We start from the raw sequence: 17,799 nt of genomic DNA on the forward strand, positions 1-17,799 counted from the left end.
CGCCATGACCACCACCTTCGGAACCCTGGAACCCGCCCTGTCGGTGCGCCAGGTGCTGACCATGGAACGGGTCCTCGCCGGGGAACCCGAGGTGGTGGCCGGCGCGGCCCAGCTCGACCGGGCCGTGCGCTGGGTGCATGTCGCCGAGGCACCCGACGTGGGCGTGATGCTCACCGGCGGCGAGATGGTCCTCACCACCGGCGTGCTCCTCGCCGGCGACGAGGAGAAGCAGGCCGAGTACATCCGCTCGCTGCACCGCGCGGAGGCCGCCGCCGTCGTCCTCGGCCTGGGACGCGCTTTCCCCGCGCCGCCGGACGTGATGCGCCGGGCGGCAGAGCGATGCGGACTGCCGATGATCGTGCTCCACCGCCCTTTCCCCTTCGCGGAGTTGACCGAGGAGGTCCAGGCCCGTCTGGTACGGCGCAAGTTCGCCGCCGTCAGCCTGTCGGAGTCCGTGCGCACCGCCCTCACCGGGCTCATCACCGCGGACGCCCCGCTGCAACGCCTGCTCGACGAGATCGCGTCGCACAGCGCCTGTCCCGTCGTCGTCACCAACCTCGCCCACCGCGTCCTCGCCACCGCGGGGGAGCGGCCGGCCGTGGACGACGTGCTGCGCGACTGGGAGCGCATCTCCCGGCAGGCCGGCGGCAGCGAGGGCGACGGCTGGATCCGGGCCGAACTCGCCGGGCGCGGTGAGCGCTGGGGCCAGATCGTGCTGTGCGGCTACCGGGGCGACACCACCACCGGACGCCTGCTCGCCGACCGGGGCGCCGAGGCCCTCGTCCTGCACCGCATGCTCGCCGGCAACTCGGCGCACACCTGGGAGGAGCAGTCCGCCGAGAGCCTGCTGACCGACCTGGTCTCCGGCGTTGTAGCGGCCCGGCAACTGCTGCCCCGCGCGCGGGCCGCCGGACTGCCGGTGAACCGGCGCACCTTCGTGCCGCTGGTCGTACGCGAGGGCGAGGCCGCCCAACTCGACCGCGTGCTGAGGATGTTGGGCCTGCCCGGACTGGTCGCCGAGCTCGCGGACGGCGCTACGGCAGTGCTGCTCAGCCTCGCCCGCGACCAGGACGCCGAGGCGCTCACCGCGCACTTCGCGGCGCGCCTGCGCAGTGAGTCCGGCTCGCTCAAGGCCGTGGTGGCAGCGGCCGATCCGCGCACCGCCTGGGACGACGTACCGGCGGGACTGCGCGAGGCCCAGCACGTGGCCGACGCCGTCGCGGACCACTCGGCCGCCCTCGACCTGCCGGCCGTCGTACGCCTCAAGGACGTACATCTGCGCGGCCTGGTACGGCTGTTGCGGGACGACCCCAACGTCCAGTCGTTCGCGGAGCGGGAGTTGGACGGACTGCTGTGCGCGGCCGACGAGGATCTGCTGTCCGTGCTGCGGACCTATCTCGCCACCGGGCGCAACAAGTCCCGCACCGCCCAGCTCCGCCACGTCTCGCGGCCCGCGCTCTATCGCAGGCTGGAGGCGATACAGGGCCGGCTCGGGGTGGACCTCGACGACTTCGAACAGGCCGCCTCGGTGCACATCGCGCTCCTCGCACACGATGCGCAACAGGGGTGAAACATGCGACGACCTGGGAAAACGGTGGTGAAACATGGGGCGAGCAAGGCGTGACACGGTGGCACGCCGTGCGCCCGCAGACGTGACACCGTGCAACTCAAAGGCCGCTTCCGGACTTCCTAGCCTTCTGGCACACCGAGTGACCGGAGGTCCCGATGAGCAGAGTGATTCGCGCCGCCCTCTTCCAGACCGCGTGGACGGGCGACAAGGAATCGATGATCCAGGTACACGAGCAGGCGGCCCGCGACGCGGCCGCGCAGGGTGCTCAGGTCCTGTGCTTCCAGGAGCTGTTCTACGGACCGTACTTCTGCCAGGTCCAGGACAAGGCGTTCTACGAGTACGCCGAGCAGATCCCGAACGGGCCGATCGTCAAGCGCTTCCAGGCGCTCGCCAAGGAACTGGGCATCGTCCTGATCCTGCCGATGTACGAGGAGGAGCAGCCCGGCGTCCTCTACAACACCGCGGCCGTGATCGACGCGGACGGCTCGTACCTCGGCAAGTACCGCAAGCACCACATCCCGCAGGTGGCCGGCTTCTGGGAGAAGTTCTACTTCCGTCCCGGGAACAGCGGTTGGCCGATCTTCGAGACCGCCGTCGGCAAGATCGGCGTCTACATCTGCTACGACCGCCACTTCCCGGAGGGCTGGCGGGCGCTCGGCCTCGCGGGTGCCGAGATCGTCTTCAACCCGTCGGCGACCTCGCGCGGTCTGTCGGCCTACCTCTGGCAGCTGGAGCAGCCGGCCGCGGCCGTCGCCAACGAGTACTTCGTCGGCGCCATCAACCGGGTCGGTGTCGAGGAGTTGGGCGACAACGACTTCTACGGCACGACGTACTTCGTCGACCCCGAGGCCCAGTTCGTGGGCGAGGTGGCCAGCGACAAGGAGACCGAACTGGTCGTCCGGGACCTCGACATGGAGAAACTGCGCGAGGTCCGGGACCGCTGGCAGTTCTACCGCGACCGCCGCCCGGACGCCTACGAGCCGCTGACCGCACCGTAAGACGGGCAGGGCACCCGCGCCCCGCTTTCAGGGGCGCGGGGCAGCGTCCATCAGCGGCTTCGCCGCGGGGCGCGACCAGCCCCCACCGACCCGCACCAGACCACAATCCAGCGGAGTCAAAAAATGAGCACCCGTACCGTCATCCGCGGCGGCCTAGTCATCACCGCGTCCGACGAACTCCACGCCGACGTCCTGATCGAAGACGGCCGCATCGCAGCCCTGGCCACCTCCGGTACCCCGACGGCCGACGCCTGGACCGCCGAGCGGGTCATAGACGCCACCGGGAAGTACGTCATCCCCGGCGGCGTCGACGCCCACACCCACATGGAGATGCCGTTCGGCGGCACCAAGGCCGCCGACACCTTCGAGACCGGCACAAGGGCCGCCGCCTGGGGCGGTACGACGACCATCGTCGACTTCGCGATCCAGAGCGTCGGCGGCGCGCTGCGTGAAGGCCTCGACGCCTGGCACGCCAAGGCCGAGGGCAACTGCGCCATCGACTACGGCTTCCACATGATCGTCTCCGACGTCAATGAGGACACCCTCAAGGAGATGGACCTGCTGGTCGAGGAGGGCGTCACCTCCTTCAAGCAGTTCATGGCCTACCCGGGCGTCTTCTACAGCGACGACGGCCAGATCCTGCGCGCCATGCAACGCGCCGCCGACAACGGCGGGTTGATCATGATGCACGCCGAGAACGGCATCGCCATCGACGTGCTGGTCGAGCAGGCGCTGGCCCGCGGCGAGACCGACCCCCGCTACCACGGCGAGGTCCGCAAGTCCCTCCTCGAAGCCGAGGCCACCCACCGCGCGATCAAGCTCGCGCAGGTCGCCGGTGCCCCGCTGTACGTCGTCCACGTCTCCGCGATGGAGGCGGTCGCCGAGCTGGCCAAGGCACGCGACGAAGGACTCCCCGTCTTCGGCGAGACCTGTCCGCAGTACCTGTTCCTCTCCACCGACAACCTCGCCGAGCCCGACTTCGAGGGCGCGAAGTACGTGTGCAGCACGCCCCTTCGGCCCAAGGAGCACCAGGCCAAGCTCTGGCAGGGCCTGCGCACCAACGACCTCCAGGTCGTCTCCACCGACCACTGCCCCTTCTGCTTCGTGGGCCAGAAGGAGCTGGGCCGGGGCGACTTCTCGAAGATCCCCAACGGCATGCCGGGCGTCGAGAACCGCATGGACCTGCTCCACCAGGGCGTCGTCGACGGGCACATCAGCCGCCGCCGCTGGATCGAGATCGCCTGCGCCTCCCCGGCGCGGATGTTCGGCCTCTACCCGAAGAAGGGCACCATCGCCCCGGGTGCGGACGCGGACGTCGTCATCTACGACCCGAACGCCGAGCAGACCGTCTCCGCCGAGACCCACCACATGAACGTCGACTACTCGGCGTACGAGGGCAAGCGCCTCACCGGCCGGGTCGAGACCGTCCTCTCGCGCGGCGAACCCGTCATCACCGAGCGGGAGTACACCGGGCATGCGGGCCACGGCGTCTACACCCCGCGCTCCACCAGTCAGTACCTCAACTAGGAGTGGCGACAATGGACTTCGGACTCGTCCTGCAGACGGACCCGCCGGCCTCGAAGGTCATCAGCCTGATGAAGCGGGCCGAGCGCAACGGCTTCACCTACGGCTGGACCTTCGACTCCGCCGTGCTGTGGCAGGAGCCGTTCGTGATCTACAGTCAGATCCTGTCGAACACCACCAAGTTGACGGTCGGCCCGATGGTCACCAACCCGGGCACCCGCACCTGGGAGGTCACCGCCTCCACCTTCGCCACCCTCAACGACATGTTCGGCAACCGCACGGTGTGCGGCATCGGCCGCGGCGACTCCGCGATGCGCGTCGCCGGCCGCACGCCCAACACGCTGGCCCGGATCAGCGGTGCCATGAAGGTCATCCGGTCGCTGGCCCGCGGCGAGGAGGCCGACCTCGGCGGCACGGTGATCAAGTTCCCGTGGATCAAGCCGGGCGCCGAACTCCCCGTCTGGATGGCCGCGTACGGCCCCAAGGCCCTCAAGATGACCGGCGAGGAGGCCGACGGCTTCATCCTCCAGCTCGCCGACCTCTACCTCACCGAGTACATGGTGAAGGCGGTCAAGGACGCGGCCGTCGCCGCCGGACGCGACCCGTCCGAGGTGAAGATCTGCGTCGCCGCCCCGGCCTACGTCACCGAGGACGACTCGCCCGAGGCGCTGGCCCACGCCCGCGACCAGTGCCGCTGGTTCGGCGGGATGGTCGGCAACCACGTGGCCGACCTCGTCTCCAAGTACGGCGAGCACTCCGCCGCCGTACCCGACGAACTCACGGAGTACATCAAGGCCCGTGAGGGGTACGACTATTCGCACCACGGTCGGGCCGACAACCCCGACACCCAGTTCGTGCCCGACGAGATCGTCGACCGGTTCTGTCTCATCGGCCCGGTCGAGAAGCACATCGAGAAGCTCAACGCCCTGCGCGAGCTGGGCGTCGACCAGTTCGCCGTGTACGACATGCACGACGCGCAGGAGAGCGTGATCGACGCGTACGGGGAGAAGGTCATCCCGGCGCTCAACGCCTGACCCACCCACACCGGCGCTGCTCGACTCCCCGCCCCCCACTCCGGTACCGCTCGACTCCCCGTCCCCCCACTCCAGTTCTCCCCCTTCCCCGCCGTCCCGGGGGAGGGGGGCCGGAGCCACCCGCACGGCCTCTCCGGATCCGCCCCTCGTTTGATTGGCCTGCCCATGACCGACACCGCTCCCACGGCCATACCGCCGACCTCTCAAGTCACCCTGGCCGACGGCCGGGTGGAGATCGCCCCTGGTTCGCCGCAGCCCAGCGGCCCCTACGCCAACGAGGACCTGCTGCCGGTCCCGGTGGAGAAGCGCACCTGGACCACGTACAACTTCTCCGCCCTGTGGGTCGGCATGGCCCACAACACGGCCTCCTGGACCCTGGCCTCCGGTCTGATCGCCGTCGGCATGGACTGGAAGCAGGCGGTGTTCACCATCGCCCTGGCCAACCTGATCGTGCTCGTGCCCATGCTGCTCACCGGGCACGCGGGACCGAAGTACGGGATTCCCTTCCCGGTCTTCGCCCGTGCCTCCTTCGGGGTGCGGGGCGCCAACCTGCCCGCTGTCGTACGGGCGTTGGTGGCGTGCGGCTGGTTCGGCATCCAGACCTGGATCGGCGGTGAGGCGATCTACTTCCTCGCCGGGAAGCTGATCGGCAACGGCTGGAGCGACGCCGGGAAGATCGGCGGGTACGCCTGGACGATGTGGCTGTCGTTCGCGATCTTCTGGGCGATCCAGGTCGCGATCATCTACCGGGGCATGGAGACGATCCGCCGCTTCGAGAACTGGGCGGCGCCCTTCGTCATCGTCGGCGCGGTCGTCATGCTGATCTGGATGAGCAACAAGGCGGGCGGTTTCGGCCCGTTGCTCGACCAGCCCTCCAAGCTCGGCTGGGGCGGCGACTTCTGGAAGCTGTTCTGGCCCTCGCTGATGGGCATGATCGGCTTCTGGTCCACGCTGTCGCTGAACATCCCCGACTTCACCCGCTACGGCAAGAGCCAGAAGGCGCAGACCTGGGGGCAGGCCCTTGGGCTTCCCACGACCATGACGCTGTTCGCGCTGCTGTCGGTGATGGTCACCTCCGGTTCGCAGGCCGTGTACGGCGAAGCGGTCTGGGACCCGGTCCAGTTGGCCGCGAAGACCGACAACGTGGTGGGCCTGCTCTACGCGTTGGTGACCGTCCTGGTCGCGACCCTGTCCGTGAACATCGCGGCCAACCTGGTCTCCCCGGCCTTCGACTTCTCCAACATCGCGCCCCGGAAGATCAGTTTCCGGGCCGGCGCGCTCGTCACCTGTGTGCTCGGTGTGGTCATCTTCCCGTGGAAGCTGTACTCCGACCCGCAGGGCTACATCTTCACCTGGCTCGGTCTGGTCGGCGGTCTGCTCGGCACGGTCGCGGGCATCCTCATCGCCGACTACTGGATCCTGCGCCGCGGCAAGCTCGACCTCACCGACCTGTACCGCGCGGGCGGCCGCTACTGGTACGACGGCGGCTGGAACTGGCGGGCCGTGGTCGCCTTCGTGGTGGGCGGCGTACTCGCCGTCGGCGGCGCCGACTTCCATCCGCTGATCGACGGCCGGCCCATCCCGGCCCTGTCCTCGCTCGCCGACTACGGCTGGGCCGTGGGCCTGGGCACGTCGATGCTGCTCTACGTGGTGCTGATGCTGCTGCGCGGAAAGGACCCGGAACCGGCGCCGGAGACCGTCAAGGCGTAAGGCGTCGGCGGGCGGAGGGGCGGTCCGGCTAGCTGGCCAGGCCGCCCTTCAGCGCGGTGACCGCCTCCTTGGCGGCCTTGATGGCGCCCTTGTTGATCTCGTCCGTGCTCGGGGCCTTCTTCGACTCGAAGTCGCTGCCGTTGTAGGTGACGACCACCAGCGCGTTGGACACCTGGGCCACCACCTCGCCCTCGCGCGTCTGCTGCTTGTCCTCGGTGGTCAGGTTCACCACCGAGTAGGCGGCGTCGCCGAGTCCGGGAACCGCGCCGCCGCCGCTGTTCTCCGTGAGCCGTTCCTTGTACGACTTCTGCGCCGCAGAATCGGATTCCATGATCTCGAAGGACACGTCGAGCCAGCGGTAGTCGAAGCCCTTGAGGGCGTTCCACGAGCAGGTCCGGCGGATCTTCGCGTCCGTGGACTTGATCTCCTTGCCGGCCGTCTTGGCGCCGGGCACCAGCGAGGTGATCGTCTTCTTGGCCAGGCTGCCGCAGGGCGCGGGTGAGGCCCCGTACGACTTGGACACCGCGGCCGTCGCGGGCGCGGACGGCGACTGCGTGCTCGTCTGCCCGCTCTCCTGCTTGTTCTGGGAGTCGGCGGACGACGTGGTGGCGAACGGCCCGGACGACAGGGCCCAGCCGGCCGCGGCCAGCACGACGACAGGGGAGAGACGCGCCGTCAGAGCGAGCGGCAGAGGAAAATCGCGCACGGCACACTTTTCGGTGGGGGACGGTGTGCGGACGGGTCCGCACTGCGGACGGGGGCGCCAGTTTCACACGAGTCCCTGTGAGACGGAAGTGCCAACTCGCTCCGTACGCGGCCGATCACGCAGGCCTCACGGCTGACGGCCCCTCAGCGCGGGCGTTTCGCGGTGACCAGCCAGACATCTCCCCGTGGTCGCCCGCCGCCGGTGTCCGTCGTGTCGCCGCGCCACGCCGTCGCCACGGGTACGGGCCTGACCGTGATGTTCTCGTAGCTCCGCAGGATCTCGCGGATGCGGTCCGGGTCGGAGAGGGACCGCGGGCACACGAACGCCAGCCGCCCGCCCGGCAGCAACGTCCGCCACAGGTTCCCGAATCCGGCCACGGGGTCGGTGAAGAACATCACGGCGCCCCGGCTCACGACGACGTCGTACCCGGCGCGCGGGAACGGATGGACTTCGGCATCCGCCTGCATGTATGCGGCATTTCGTATCTTTTCCTCGTCGGTGCGCTTACGCGCGCTGCGCAACAGCGGCGCATCCGTGTCGACGCCGACGACATGACCGCGGGCGGCGAGCCGCGCGGCGATCCGGGTGGTGGCCCCGGTGCCGCAGCCGACGTCGAGGACACGGTCGGCGAGTTTGACGCCGGCGCCCGCGAACAGGGCGTCGTGCGCGCCGCTGCCGAGAGCGTCGTGGCGTTCCTGTCGGACAGCGGTGGTTCGGGGTACTTCAGCTGTTTTGTGCATCAGGTCTCCCGGGCGATCGGCAGGGCGAGTGCGCTCTCGATGCGGTCCACGGCGGCGAACGCGCCGTACGAGACGAGGCGGACCAGGCAGTGGTCGGTGTGCACCGGTCGCCGCCAGGCCGTCACGTCCGCGTCCGTGATGCGGTACGGCGCGAGCGCGGCCAGCAGCGCCAGGCGCGCGCCGGGACGCTCACGACGGTCGGGGATCCCGGGCAGGTCGAGCGGCGGATGCGAGCCGTCCCACCCGCGCACGGTCCGCCGTACGAGGGCCTGGTCGTCGGCGTCGAGCAGGCCCGCGCCCGCCAGCGCGGCCTCGCGCAGGGCGCCGTAGGCCGGACCGACCGCCGTGCCCGCCGCCCAGGACGGTCCAGGGGGTGGGGCGTCGAGCAGCGGGAGGGCCGCGCCCGGTACGGCGGTACGGCGTACGGTCCCGGCCAGCGAGCGGCCCGCCAGACTCCGGACCGGCCGCAGGCGCTCGGCGTTGCCCGGCAGCAGCCGTTCGGTCAGCAGCGCCGACACGATCCGGTTGATGAAGTGGAAGGCGAACGCCGTGCCCAGGTAGGCGGGCGCGTGCTCGCGAGGGAACGGGTACGGCGTCAGATCGGCGCCGGGCACGCGCGTGTGCTCTCCCCAGTGGAGCACACGCGCGTGCCCGTCGTCCTCCGGCCGTTCCCCGCGCGCCAGTTGCTCGGCGAGCGTGTGGTCGCCGGTGGCGTGCAGCAGGACGGTGTGCGCGGACACGCAGAACGGGCACCGGTTGGCGCGGGACACCCCGTAGGCGGCCAGCTCCTTGCCGGTGCGGCTGCCCGCCCCGGCGATCAGCGACTCGCGCATCAACGCCCAAACGGGGGCGAGGAGTTCGGGCGCAGAGGAGAGGACCACGAAGGTGGTCGCCTTGTCGATGCCGAAGTCGTGGGCGAGTTGCGCGTACACCTCGGCGACGCGTCCGGTCGCCGTCCTGGGCGCCGGCGGATCGGTGAAGCGGAAGGCTGTGGGCATGGCAGCAGCGTGCGCCCCGGGGGCGCCCCCGGTCGTCGTACGGCCGAAGGGTGTTCGCGGGACGCCGAGGGGGTGTGCCGGGGGCGCGGACTACTGCACCGGGAGTAGCCCCAGAGCCGTCCACAGGGCTGACGCCGGTGTCGGCGGTGCCGTCTACTGTGCGGACATGGGGAGTGGAAATCCGGTCGTACGCAGGAACCTTGCCGACGCGGCCCTCGCGGTCGTCGTCGGCGCGCTCGTCGTGACCACGGCCGCCTTCGACGCGGACACCGCGCCCGTCGACTACGCGCTCATCGCCCTGGCGTCGGCCGCCCTGGCGTTCTACCGCACGGCACCGCGCGCGGTGCTCGCCGTCGCCACGGTCGCCGGCGGGGCGTACGTCGTGCACGCGCACCCGGGCCCGCTGGCCGCCCTGCCCGTCCTCGCCGCCGTGCACACCGCCTCCCGCGCGGGACACCGGGGATACGCGGCGGGCGCGGGCGCGGCCTTCCTCGCGGCCTACGTCGCCACCGGTCCGACGACCGAGGAGGTGGCCGAGAAGGCCGCGCTGCTCGCGGGCTGGTTCCTGTGCGCCGTGGTCACCGGCCTCGCCGACCGCAACTGGCAGGCGTACCTGCGCCAGACGGAACAGCGCGCCCTGGAGGCGGAACGCACCCGGGAGGAGGCGGCGTTGCGCCGCGCGGGCGAGGAACGCCTGCGCATAGCGCGGGAGTTGCACGACTCGCTCACCCACAGCATCTCCATCGTCAAGCTCCAGGCGGGCGTCGCCGTCCACCTGGCCCGCAAGCGCGGCGAGGAGGTACCGCCCGCCCTGCTCGCCATCCAGGACGCGAGCGGCGAGGCCATGCGCGAACTCCGCGCCACGCTGGAGATCCTGCGCACCGACGAACCCACCGGCACGCCCGCGCTGTTGGTGGAGCGTGCCTGCGCCGCGGGCCTCGCCGTCGAACTCACGGTGACCGGCGAGGAACGGCCGCTGGCGGCCACGGTCGACCGTGCCGTGTACCGCATCGTCCAGGAGGCGCTGACCAACGCGGCCCGGCACGCGGGCCCGGCCAAGGTGAACGTGCAACTCGCCTACGACGAGGCCGACTTGACGATACGCGTCGAGGACGACGGCGCCGCCGACCCCGGCCGCCCGCCGACGCCCGGCGTGGGCCTTACCGGCATGCGTGAGCGCGTCGCGGCCCTCGGCGGCACCCTGGACGCCGCCCCGCGCACGGAGGGCGGCTTCGCGGTGCGGGCCCGGCTGCCGTTGGGGGAGACGGGATGATCAGGGTCGCGCTGATCGACGACCAGGCGCTCATGCGGGCCGGTTTCCGGGCGCTGCTGGAGGCCGAGGACGCCGTCGAGGTGGTCGGCGAGGCGGCGGACGGCGCGCAGGGCCTGGCCCTCGTCCGCGCCGTCGTACCGGACATCGCGCTGATCGACGTACAGATGCCCGTGATGACGGGCATCGAGACGACCCGCCACATCGCCGCGGACCCCGCCCTCGCGGCCGTGCGCGTCGTGATGCTCACCAACTACGGCCTCGACGAGTACGTCTTCGAGGCCCTGCGCGCGGGCGCCAGCGGCTTCCTCCTCAAGGACACCGAACCGGCCGACCTGCTCCAGGCCATCGAGGTGGTCGCAGGCGGCGAGGCCCTGCTCTCCCCGGCCGTCACCCGCACCCTGATCGGCGAGTTCGTGTCCCGGCCGCCGGACCGGGCGACGGCGCCCGGCCTGGACTGTCTGACCCGCCGCGAACGCGAGGTGACGGCCCTTGCCGCGCGGGGCCTGACCAACGAGGAGATCGCCGCCCACATGGTCATCAGCCCCTTCACGGCGAAGACCCACATCAGCCGCGCGATGACCAAGCTGGGAGCCCGGGACCGGGCCCAACTGGTCGTGTTCGCCTACGAGTCGGGGCTGGTGGTCGCCCGCGGCGCATAACCCTTTGCGCGCGGCGGCGGCAGCTCAGCACGCTGGTGCCATGACGGAGACGACACGCGCACAGGACCCCACAGTCCAGGACCCCGCCGTCCGCGAGGAGATCCTCGCGTACTACGCCCGTGGCGAGGAGGACGGCCGCCTCAGACAGGGCGGCGCCGGGCGACTGGAGTTCTGGCGCACGCAGGACGTGCTGCGCCGGGTCCTGCCCCCGGCTCCCGCGCGCGTGCTGGACGTCGGCGGCGGCAGCGGGGTGCATGCCGAGTGGCTCGCCCGGGACGGGTACGAGGTCCACGTGGTCGACCCCGTACCGCTGCACGTCGAGCAGGCCGCCCGACTGCCCGGGGTGACGGCCGGGTCCGGGGACGCGCGGTCGCTGCCCGCGGCCGACGTGGCATACGACGTCGTGCTGCTGCTCGGCCCGCTGTACCACCTGCCCGAACGGGCCGACCGGATACGGGCGTTGGCCGAGGCGCACCGGGCGGTCCGTCCCGAGGGGCCGGTGGTGGCCGCCACCATCAACCGGTTCGCGGGCCTGCACGACCTGCTCCAGCAGGAGCTCTATTTCGACCCCGTGAGGCGCGCCCGCACCGACGCGGTCGGCGACCACGGCCGGCACGGACCCGAGAGCGGGGTGTTCACCACCGCCTACTTCGCCCAACCCACCGAAGTCCCCGGCGAGTTCACCGACGCGGGCCTCGTCCCGGAGGGGCAGTACGGACTGGAAGGCGTCGCCTGGCTGATGGGCGGCCTCGACGCGTGGCTCGACGACCCCGACCGCCGGGAGGCCGTCCTGGCGGCCACCCGGCGCATCGAGTCCGAGCCGACGTTGATCGGTACGAGCGGGCATGTGCTCACGGTGGGCAGACGGCGGTCGTGACGGACCGGTCCCGCACTGACCGAGGGATCAGGCGGCCGTACCGCCCGCGTAGTCGCTCTTGAACGTCGTCTCGACGGTCGTGGCCACCGACTGGGCCACCCCCGTGCCCGTGAGGATGATCCCCAACTCCCGGTTGTTGGAGAGCGAGTTGCTGCTGATGTTCATGGAACCCGCCTCCACCTGCTGGGTGGACAGGCCGTAGTCGGCGACCATGGCCTTGGCGTGGATGTAGAACCCGTCCGGGTCGGAGTAGCCGACGACCGTGCCGCCCGCCGCCTCGATGGCGGCGACCTGGCTGGAGTAGCTCGACGGCGTCTCCAGGACCACCCGCACGGTCACGCCCGCCTTCGCCCGCGCCACGATGGCGTTGACCACCGTGCTGTCGCTGAACTCCAACTCCTCGACGTCCAGCGTCTTCGTGGCGGCGTTGATGACCGACACCAGCCGGCTGCGCGAGTCCGTGGGGGACCAGAGCAGGTGGTCGCCGTCGGTCGGGGTCACCGAGGTGCCGGCGTAGTCCGCGTTGAACACCTTCTCGATCGCGGCGACGTCACGGGTGTCGTCCGTGAACACTCCGTAGTCGCGGCCGGTCGAGTAGTACTGCGAGGTCAGATTGCCGGTCAGGACGAGCGACTTGGTGCCGTCCACCGTGATCGTCTTCTGGTGCGTGTAGACGAAACTCGACGGTGACCACACGACACCCACGCCCGCGTTCGTCAGGGCCGTGTACGCCGAGCTGTTGGCGGACTGGTGCGCGCGGTCCAGGACCACCCGCACGGTGACGCCCTTGTTCTTGAGAGCTATCAGGTCGTTGACCGCGGTCGTGTCCTCCAGCTCGTACATGGTCATGTCGAGCGAGGAGGTCGCCGAGTCGATGAAGTCGTAGATGGTGGGCTGGCTGCCGCTCTGCGAGAAGGCGAACGCGGTGTAGCTCGCGGCACTGGCGGGGACGGAGGTGGCGAGCGCGGCGGCGCCGGCCGCCAGGGCGACACCCGCGCGCACGAGGACCTTCCTCAACATGTGTGACTCCTGGTCGAGTTGACGCCCACCTGGGGGGCGTGGGCGCGTGCATGACACCACGCGCGTAGAACGTCGAGGAAGGGAAGCCCGGTGAACTCGGGATCACCGAGCCTCCCGCCAACCGGGCAAAGGGGACTTCACGCAGGTGGGAGGCCGTTCATGGGATGCCCGCGAGTTCGCAAAACCTTCGTAGCACGCCCGAGTGGGCATAGCCTGCTGCAAGATCCGGAGCGCAGATCGGGCCGACGAGCGGACCGGCGGTCGGACCGACCGAGGCGCGCGACCAGCGAGAGGTGAGAGATGCCGTTCACCACCCGGCCGACCCTGCAAGGCACCTTCGGCATGGTGTCCTCGACCCACTGGCTGGCCTCGCAGTCCGCGATGGCCGTCCTGGAGGACGGCGGCAACGCCTACGACGCCGCCGTGGCGGGGGCGTTCGTCCTGCACGTCGTCGAACCGCATCTGAACGGCCCCGCCGGTGAGGTGCCGATCCTGCTCGCCCCGGCGGGCGGCGAGGTGCGCGTGCTGTGCGGCCAGGGCGTCGCCCCGGCCGGAGCGACGGTCGCGCACTACAAGGGGCTCGGCCTCGATCTCGTCCCCGGCACCGGACCGCTCGCCGCCGCCGTGCCCGGCGCCTTCGACGCCTGGATGCTGCTGCTGCGCGACCACGGCACCAAGTCCCTTGCCCAGGTGCTCAAGTACGCCATCGGGTACGCCGAGGACGGCCACGCGCCCGTGGAGAACATCGGCGCCACCGTCGAGGCGGTCAGGGAACTCTTCGAGACGGAGTGGACGTCCTCCGCCGAGGTCTACCTGCCGGGCGGAAAGGCTCCGCGCCCCGGCGAACTGCTGCGCAACCCCGCCCTCGCCGCCACGTGGAAGCGCCTGCTCGACGAGGTCGCCGGGGCCGGGGACCGGATCGCCCAGATCGAGACCGCGCGCGAGGTGTGGCGCTCCGGCTTCATCGCCGAGGCCCTGATACGGCAGTCCGGGCGCCCCACGATGGACACCAGCGGCCAGCGCCACACCGGCACCCTCACGGCCGCCGACCTCGCCGGCTGGTCCGCGACCTACGAGGCGCCGGCGACGTACGACTGGCAGGGCTGGACCCTGTGCAAGGCCGGACCCTGGAGCCAGGGTCCGGTCCTGCTCCAGCAACTCGCCCTGCTCCCGACGGAGTTGTCCGAGCTGCCGGAGTACGGCTCCGCCGACTACGTCCACCTGCTGATCGAGGGCTGCAAGCTCGCCATGGCCGACCGGGAGGCCTGGTACGGGGACGCGGACGGCGCGGAGCGGGTGCCGCTCGGTGAGCTGCTGTCCGCCGACTACAACGCGGCCCGGCGCCGGCTCGTCGACGACAAGGCCTCGTACGAACTGCGGCCCGGGAGTCCGGGCGGGCGCGCCCCGCGACTCAGCACGCACGCGTGCGTGGTCGCCGTCGACGAGCCCGGCTTCGACCCGATGGGGGCCGGGGAGCCCACGGTGGCGAGGGCGGTGGGGGAGCCCGAGGTCGGGGCCGACGGTGCCACCCGGGGCGACACCTGCCATCTCGATGTCGTCGACCGCTGGGGCAACATGGTCGCGGCCACCCCGAGCGGCGGCTGGCTCCAGTCCAACCCCGTCGTGCCCGAACTGGGCTTCCCGCTCGGCACCCGGCTCCAGATGACCTGGCTGGAGGAGGGCCTGCCGAACTCCCTCACCCCGGGCCGCCGCCCCCGCACCACCCTCACACCGTCCATCGCCCTGCGCGACGGCGTCCCGGTCCTGGCCTTCGGTACGCCCGGGGGAGACCAGCAGGACCAGTGGCAGCTGCACTTCTTCCTGGCCGTCGCCCTGCGCGCACCGGTACGCGGCGGCCTCGACCTCCAGGGTGCGATCGACGCCCCGAACTGGCACAACGACAGCTTCCCCGGGTCGTTCTACCCGCGCGGGATGCGGCCGGGGAGCGTGACCGTGGAGTCCCGTACGGACCCGGAGGTCGTCGCGGAGCTGCGGCGGCGCGGGCACGACGTGACCGTGGGCGACGCCTGGTCGGAGGGACGGCTGTGCGCGGTCGCGCGGGATCCGGCGACAGGTGTTCTGTCGGCGGGGGCCAACCCGCGGGGGATGCAGGGGTATGCGGTGGGGCGCTGACGGGGCGCCTTCTGTGTGGGGAGCGCCGAGAGTGCCGGGCGTGCCGGGATTTCATGCCGATTCCACCCGGAGTGCACCGGGCGGGTGGGGATTGTCAGTGGCGCGTGCTCTCATGGAGGCATGATCGAAGACACGGAAACCATCGAAGAGTTTCTCGCACAGCACTCGGCCGACGTCGAGCAGGCGGTCCGTGAGGCCGTCGCGAAGGAGATCACGCCCCGCTTCCGCCGGCTCGCCGCGCACGAGGTCGACGAGAAGGCAGGACCGCACGACCTGGTGACGGACGCCGACCGCCTGGCCGAGAAGTACCTGACGGGGGCGCTGAGCGCCCTGCTGCCGGGTTCCGTCGTGGTCGGCGAGGAGGCCGTGCACGCCAACCCGGCGACGTACGAGGCGATACAGGGCGAGGCGCCGGTCTGGATAGTCGACCCGGTCGACGGGACCCGACAGTTCGTGCACGGCGACCCCGGATTCTCCACGCTGGTCGCCCTCGCGCACCACGGAGTCCTGCTCGCCTCCTGGACCTACGCCCCGGCCCTCGGCCTGCTCGCCACGGCCGTGAAGGGCCAGGGCGCCTACCTCAACGGCGAGCGGCTCCATGCCGGCCCGCCCAGCGCCGGCCGTGATCTCGAAGTGGCCACCTCCCACCCGGACTACACGACCGACGAGCAGAAGCGCGCCCTGCTGGGCCTGTGGACCGAGGGCGTCGCACCGCGCGCGTGCGGCTCGGCCGGACTGGAGTACCTCGCCATCGCCCGCGGCGAGTTGGACGCGACGGCGTTCTCCTGGGAGGCCGCCTGGGACCACGCGGCGGGCATCCTGCTGGTCGAGGAGGCGGGCGGCACCCACCTCACGATCACCGGGGAGCCGTTCCGCGTCACGGGCGGCAACGCCCTGCCGTTCACCGCGGCCCGCGACGCCGCCACGGCGCGCCGGATCGTGGGACTGCTGTCGGGCACGGCCTGACCGGGAGGACCGAGGAGACCAAGGAGGTCGGGGACGGTCGGGGGCGCCGTCGGGGGCACGCCATCTCCCGATGACCGCCCCAAAGTGCAGCACCCATGGCCCATGGGTGTCAGTGCCCCGTCATATCCTGACCCCGCAGGCCATCGGCTGACGAAGGGGTCCGAAGGTGCCGTCGATGCTCGATGTGGTCGTGGTGGGAGCGGGGCCCAACGGGCTGACCGCGGCCGTGGAGCTGGCCCGTCGCGGCTTCTCCGTGGCGGTCTTCGAGGCCCGTGACACCGTGGGCGGGGGAGCCCGTACGGAAGAGCTCACCCTTCCCGGCTTCCGCCACGACCCCTGCTCCGCAGCCCACCCGCTCGGGATCAGCTCCCCGGCGTTCCGCGCCCTGCCCCTGGAGCGGTACGGCCTGGAGTGGCTCCAGCCCGAGCTGCCCATGGCGCACCCCTTCACCGACGGCACCGCCGCAGTGCTGTCCCGGTCGGTCGCCGAGACGGCCGCCTCCTTCGGGCCCCGGGACGCGGGACCGTACCGCAGGCTGGTCGAGCCCTTCCTCCCCAAGTGGAACACCCTGGTACGCGACTTCATGTCGCTGCCGCTCACCGCGCTCCCGCGCGACCCGGTGACCCTCGCCCGCTTCGGCCTCGTCGGTCTGCCCCCGTCCACCTGGCTGACCCGCCGCTTCCACGACGAGCGGGCCAAGACCCTCTTCGCGGGCCTCGTCGCCCACGTCATGGCCCCCCTCTCCGGCTTCGCCACCGGCGCCATCGGCCTGGTCTTCGCCCTCGCCGCGCACGCGCACGGCTGGCCGGTCGCCCGCGGCGGCTCGCAGTCCATCTCCGACGCGCTCACCGCCTACCTCAAGGACGTCGGCGGCACGGTCCACACGGACTACGAGGTCAAGCGCCTCGACGACCTGCCGCCCGCCCGCGCGTACGTCTTCGACACCTCGCCGACCGCCCTGGCCCGGATCGCGGGCTTCGGCCGCTACTACGAGGGCTACCGGTACGGCCCCGGCGTCTTCAAGGTCGACTACGCGCTGGACGGCCCGGTGCCGTGGACCGCCGAGCAGGCCCGCCTCGCCGGCACGGTACAGATCGGCGCCGACAGCGGGGAGATCGGCATCGCACTGCGGGCGGCCTCCCGGGAGGGCCGGGCGCCCGACCGACCGTTCCTGATCACGGTGCAGCCCGGTGTCGTCGACCCCGGCCGCGCACCCGAGGGCAAGCAGGTCTTCTGGGCGTACGGACATGTCCCGAGCGGCTGGACCGGCGACCTCACGGACGCGATGGAACGCCAACTGGAGCGCTTCGCCCCGGGGTTCCGCGACCGCGTCCTCGCCCGCGCGATCGCCGGACCACCCGAACTCGCCGCGCGCAACGCCAACTACGTCGGCGGCGACATCGGTTCCGGCGCGGTCTCCGGCCTCCAGACCCTGCTGCGCCCCAAGCTCTCCCTGTCGCCGTACACCACCCCGCACCCCGCCGTCTTCATCTGCTCCTCGGCCACGCCGCCGGGGCCGGGTGTGCACGGCATGTCGGGACACAACGCGGCGAAGGCGGTCTGGCGCAGGCTGCGCGAGCAGTCCTGACCT

The 17,799-nt window shown here is 71.4% G+C and carries 15 protein-coding genes; 11 read left to right on the forward strand and 4 right to left on the reverse strand.

What is annotated here, in order from left to right; translation table 11 throughout:
* Positions 1-4 precede the first annotated feature (4 nt).
* From ACIP6U_RS18055 to ACIP6U_RS18075, 5 genes are all read left to right on the forward strand, one after another.
* Positions 5-1,570: a PucR family transcriptional regulator gene (locus tag ACIP6U_RS18055; protein WP_401718330.1), complete on the forward strand. Its 1,566-nt coding sequence runs from the start codon at positions 5-7 to the stop codon at positions 1,568-1,570.
* A gap of 155 nt (positions 1,571-1,725) precedes the next feature.
* Positions 1,726-2,568 (forward strand): nitrilase-related carbon-nitrogen hydrolase, encoded by an 843-nt coding sequence (locus ACIP6U_RS18060; protein WP_124001702.1) that lies wholly within the window; start codon positions 1,726-1,728, stop codon positions 2,566-2,568.
* A 123-nt stretch (positions 2,569-2,691) separates the two neighbouring features.
* Positions 2,692-4,095, forward strand: a complete 1,404-nt coding sequence (gene hydA, locus ACIP6U_RS18065; protein ID WP_401718334.1) for a dihydropyrimidinase — start codon at positions 2,692-2,694, stop codon at positions 4,093-4,095.
* Positions 4,096-4,106: 11 nt separating this feature from the next.
* Positions 4,107-5,126, forward strand: a complete 1,020-nt coding sequence (locus tag ACIP6U_RS18070; RefSeq protein WP_401718337.1) for a TIGR03842 family LLM class F420-dependent oxidoreductase — start codon at positions 4,107-4,109, stop codon at positions 5,124-5,126.
* A 165-nt stretch (positions 5,127-5,291) separates the two neighbouring features.
* Entirely contained in the window at positions 5,292-6,836 is a 1,545-nt protein-coding gene (locus ACIP6U_RS18075) for an NCS1 family nucleobase:cation symporter-1 (protein WP_401718340.1), read from the forward strand.
* Between the two features lie 28 nt (positions 6,837-6,864).
* On the opposite strand, the gene ACIP6U_RS18080 is transcribed toward ACIP6U_RS18075, so the two are convergent.
* From ACIP6U_RS18080 to ACIP6U_RS18090, 3 genes are all read right to left on the reverse strand, one after another.
* Positions 6,865-7,542: a hypothetical protein gene (locus ACIP6U_RS18080; protein WP_401718343.1), complete on the reverse strand. Its 678-nt coding sequence runs from the start codon at positions 7,540-7,542 to the stop codon at positions 6,865-6,867.
* 143 nt (positions 7,543-7,685) lie between these two features.
* Positions 7,686-8,282 carry a class I SAM-dependent methyltransferase gene (locus ACIP6U_RS18085; protein WP_401718346.1) on the reverse strand — a complete coding sequence of 199 codons (597 nt, stop codon included), beginning with the start codon at positions 8,280-8,282 and terminating at the stop codon, positions 7,686-7,688.
* A complete protein-coding gene (locus ACIP6U_RS18090) occupies positions 8,282-9,280 on the reverse strand; it encodes a carboxymuconolactone decarboxylase family protein (RefSeq protein ID WP_401718349.1) in 999 nt (332 codons plus the stop codon). The genes ACIP6U_RS18085 and ACIP6U_RS18090 overlap by 1 nt, the downstream gene beginning before the upstream one ends.
* Positions 9,281-9,446: 166 nt before the next feature.
* Between ACIP6U_RS18090 and ACIP6U_RS18095 the strand changes: the two genes are divergently transcribed.
* From ACIP6U_RS18095 to ACIP6U_RS18105, 3 genes are read left to right on the forward strand one after another with little or no spacing between them, the layout of a single operon-like run.
* Complete coding sequence (locus tag ACIP6U_RS18095) at positions 9,447-10,553, forward strand: sensor histidine kinase (protein ID WP_401718352.1); 1,107 nt, start codon at positions 9,447-9,449, stop codon at positions 10,551-10,553.
* Positions 10,550-11,212 (forward strand): response regulator, encoded by a 663-nt coding sequence (locus ACIP6U_RS18100; RefSeq protein ID WP_401718355.1) that lies wholly within the window; start codon positions 10,550-10,552, stop codon positions 11,210-11,212. The genes ACIP6U_RS18095 and ACIP6U_RS18100 overlap by 4 nt, the downstream gene beginning before the upstream one ends.
* Before the next feature lie 40 nt (positions 11,213-11,252).
* Complete coding sequence (locus ACIP6U_RS18105) at positions 11,253-12,089, forward strand: class I SAM-dependent methyltransferase (protein ID WP_401718358.1); 837 nt, start codon at positions 11,253-11,255, stop codon at positions 12,087-12,089.
* A gap of 27 nt (positions 12,090-12,116) precedes the next feature.
* On the opposite strand, the gene ACIP6U_RS18110 is transcribed toward ACIP6U_RS18105, so the two are convergent.
* Complete coding sequence (locus ACIP6U_RS18110) at positions 12,117-13,109, reverse strand: phospholipase D-like domain-containing protein (RefSeq protein ID WP_401718361.1); 993 nt, start codon at positions 13,107-13,109, stop codon at positions 12,117-12,119.
* Between the two features lie 300 nt (positions 13,110-13,409).
* Between ACIP6U_RS18110 and ACIP6U_RS18115 the strand changes: the two genes are divergently transcribed.
* The 3 genes from ACIP6U_RS18115 (at position 13,410) to ACIP6U_RS18125 (ending at position 17,796) form a co-directional block, all read left to right on the forward strand.
* Positions 13,410-15,242, forward strand: coding sequence for a gamma-glutamyltransferase family protein (locus ACIP6U_RS18115; protein ID WP_401718363.1), 1,833 nt, complete (start codon positions 13,410-13,412; stop codon positions 15,240-15,242).
* A gap of 120 nt (positions 15,243-15,362) precedes the next feature.
* Positions 15,363-16,208, forward strand: a complete 846-nt coding sequence (locus ACIP6U_RS18120; protein ID WP_401718366.1) for an inositol monophosphatase family protein — start codon at positions 15,363-15,365, stop codon at positions 16,206-16,208.
* A 175-nt stretch (positions 16,209-16,383) separates the two neighbouring features.
* Positions 16,384-17,796 carry a phytoene desaturase family protein gene (locus tag ACIP6U_RS18125; RefSeq protein WP_401718369.1) on the forward strand — a complete coding sequence of 471 codons (1,413 nt, stop codon included), beginning with the start codon at positions 16,384-16,386 and terminating at the stop codon, positions 17,794-17,796.
* Positions 17,797-17,799: the final 3 nt, after the last annotated feature.

The sequence above is a fragment of the Streptomyces sp. NPDC088794 genome (assembly GCF_044750545.1).
In the GTDB taxonomy this organism is placed as follows: domain Bacteria; phylum Actinomycetota; class Actinomycetes; order Streptomycetales; family Streptomycetaceae; genus Streptomyces.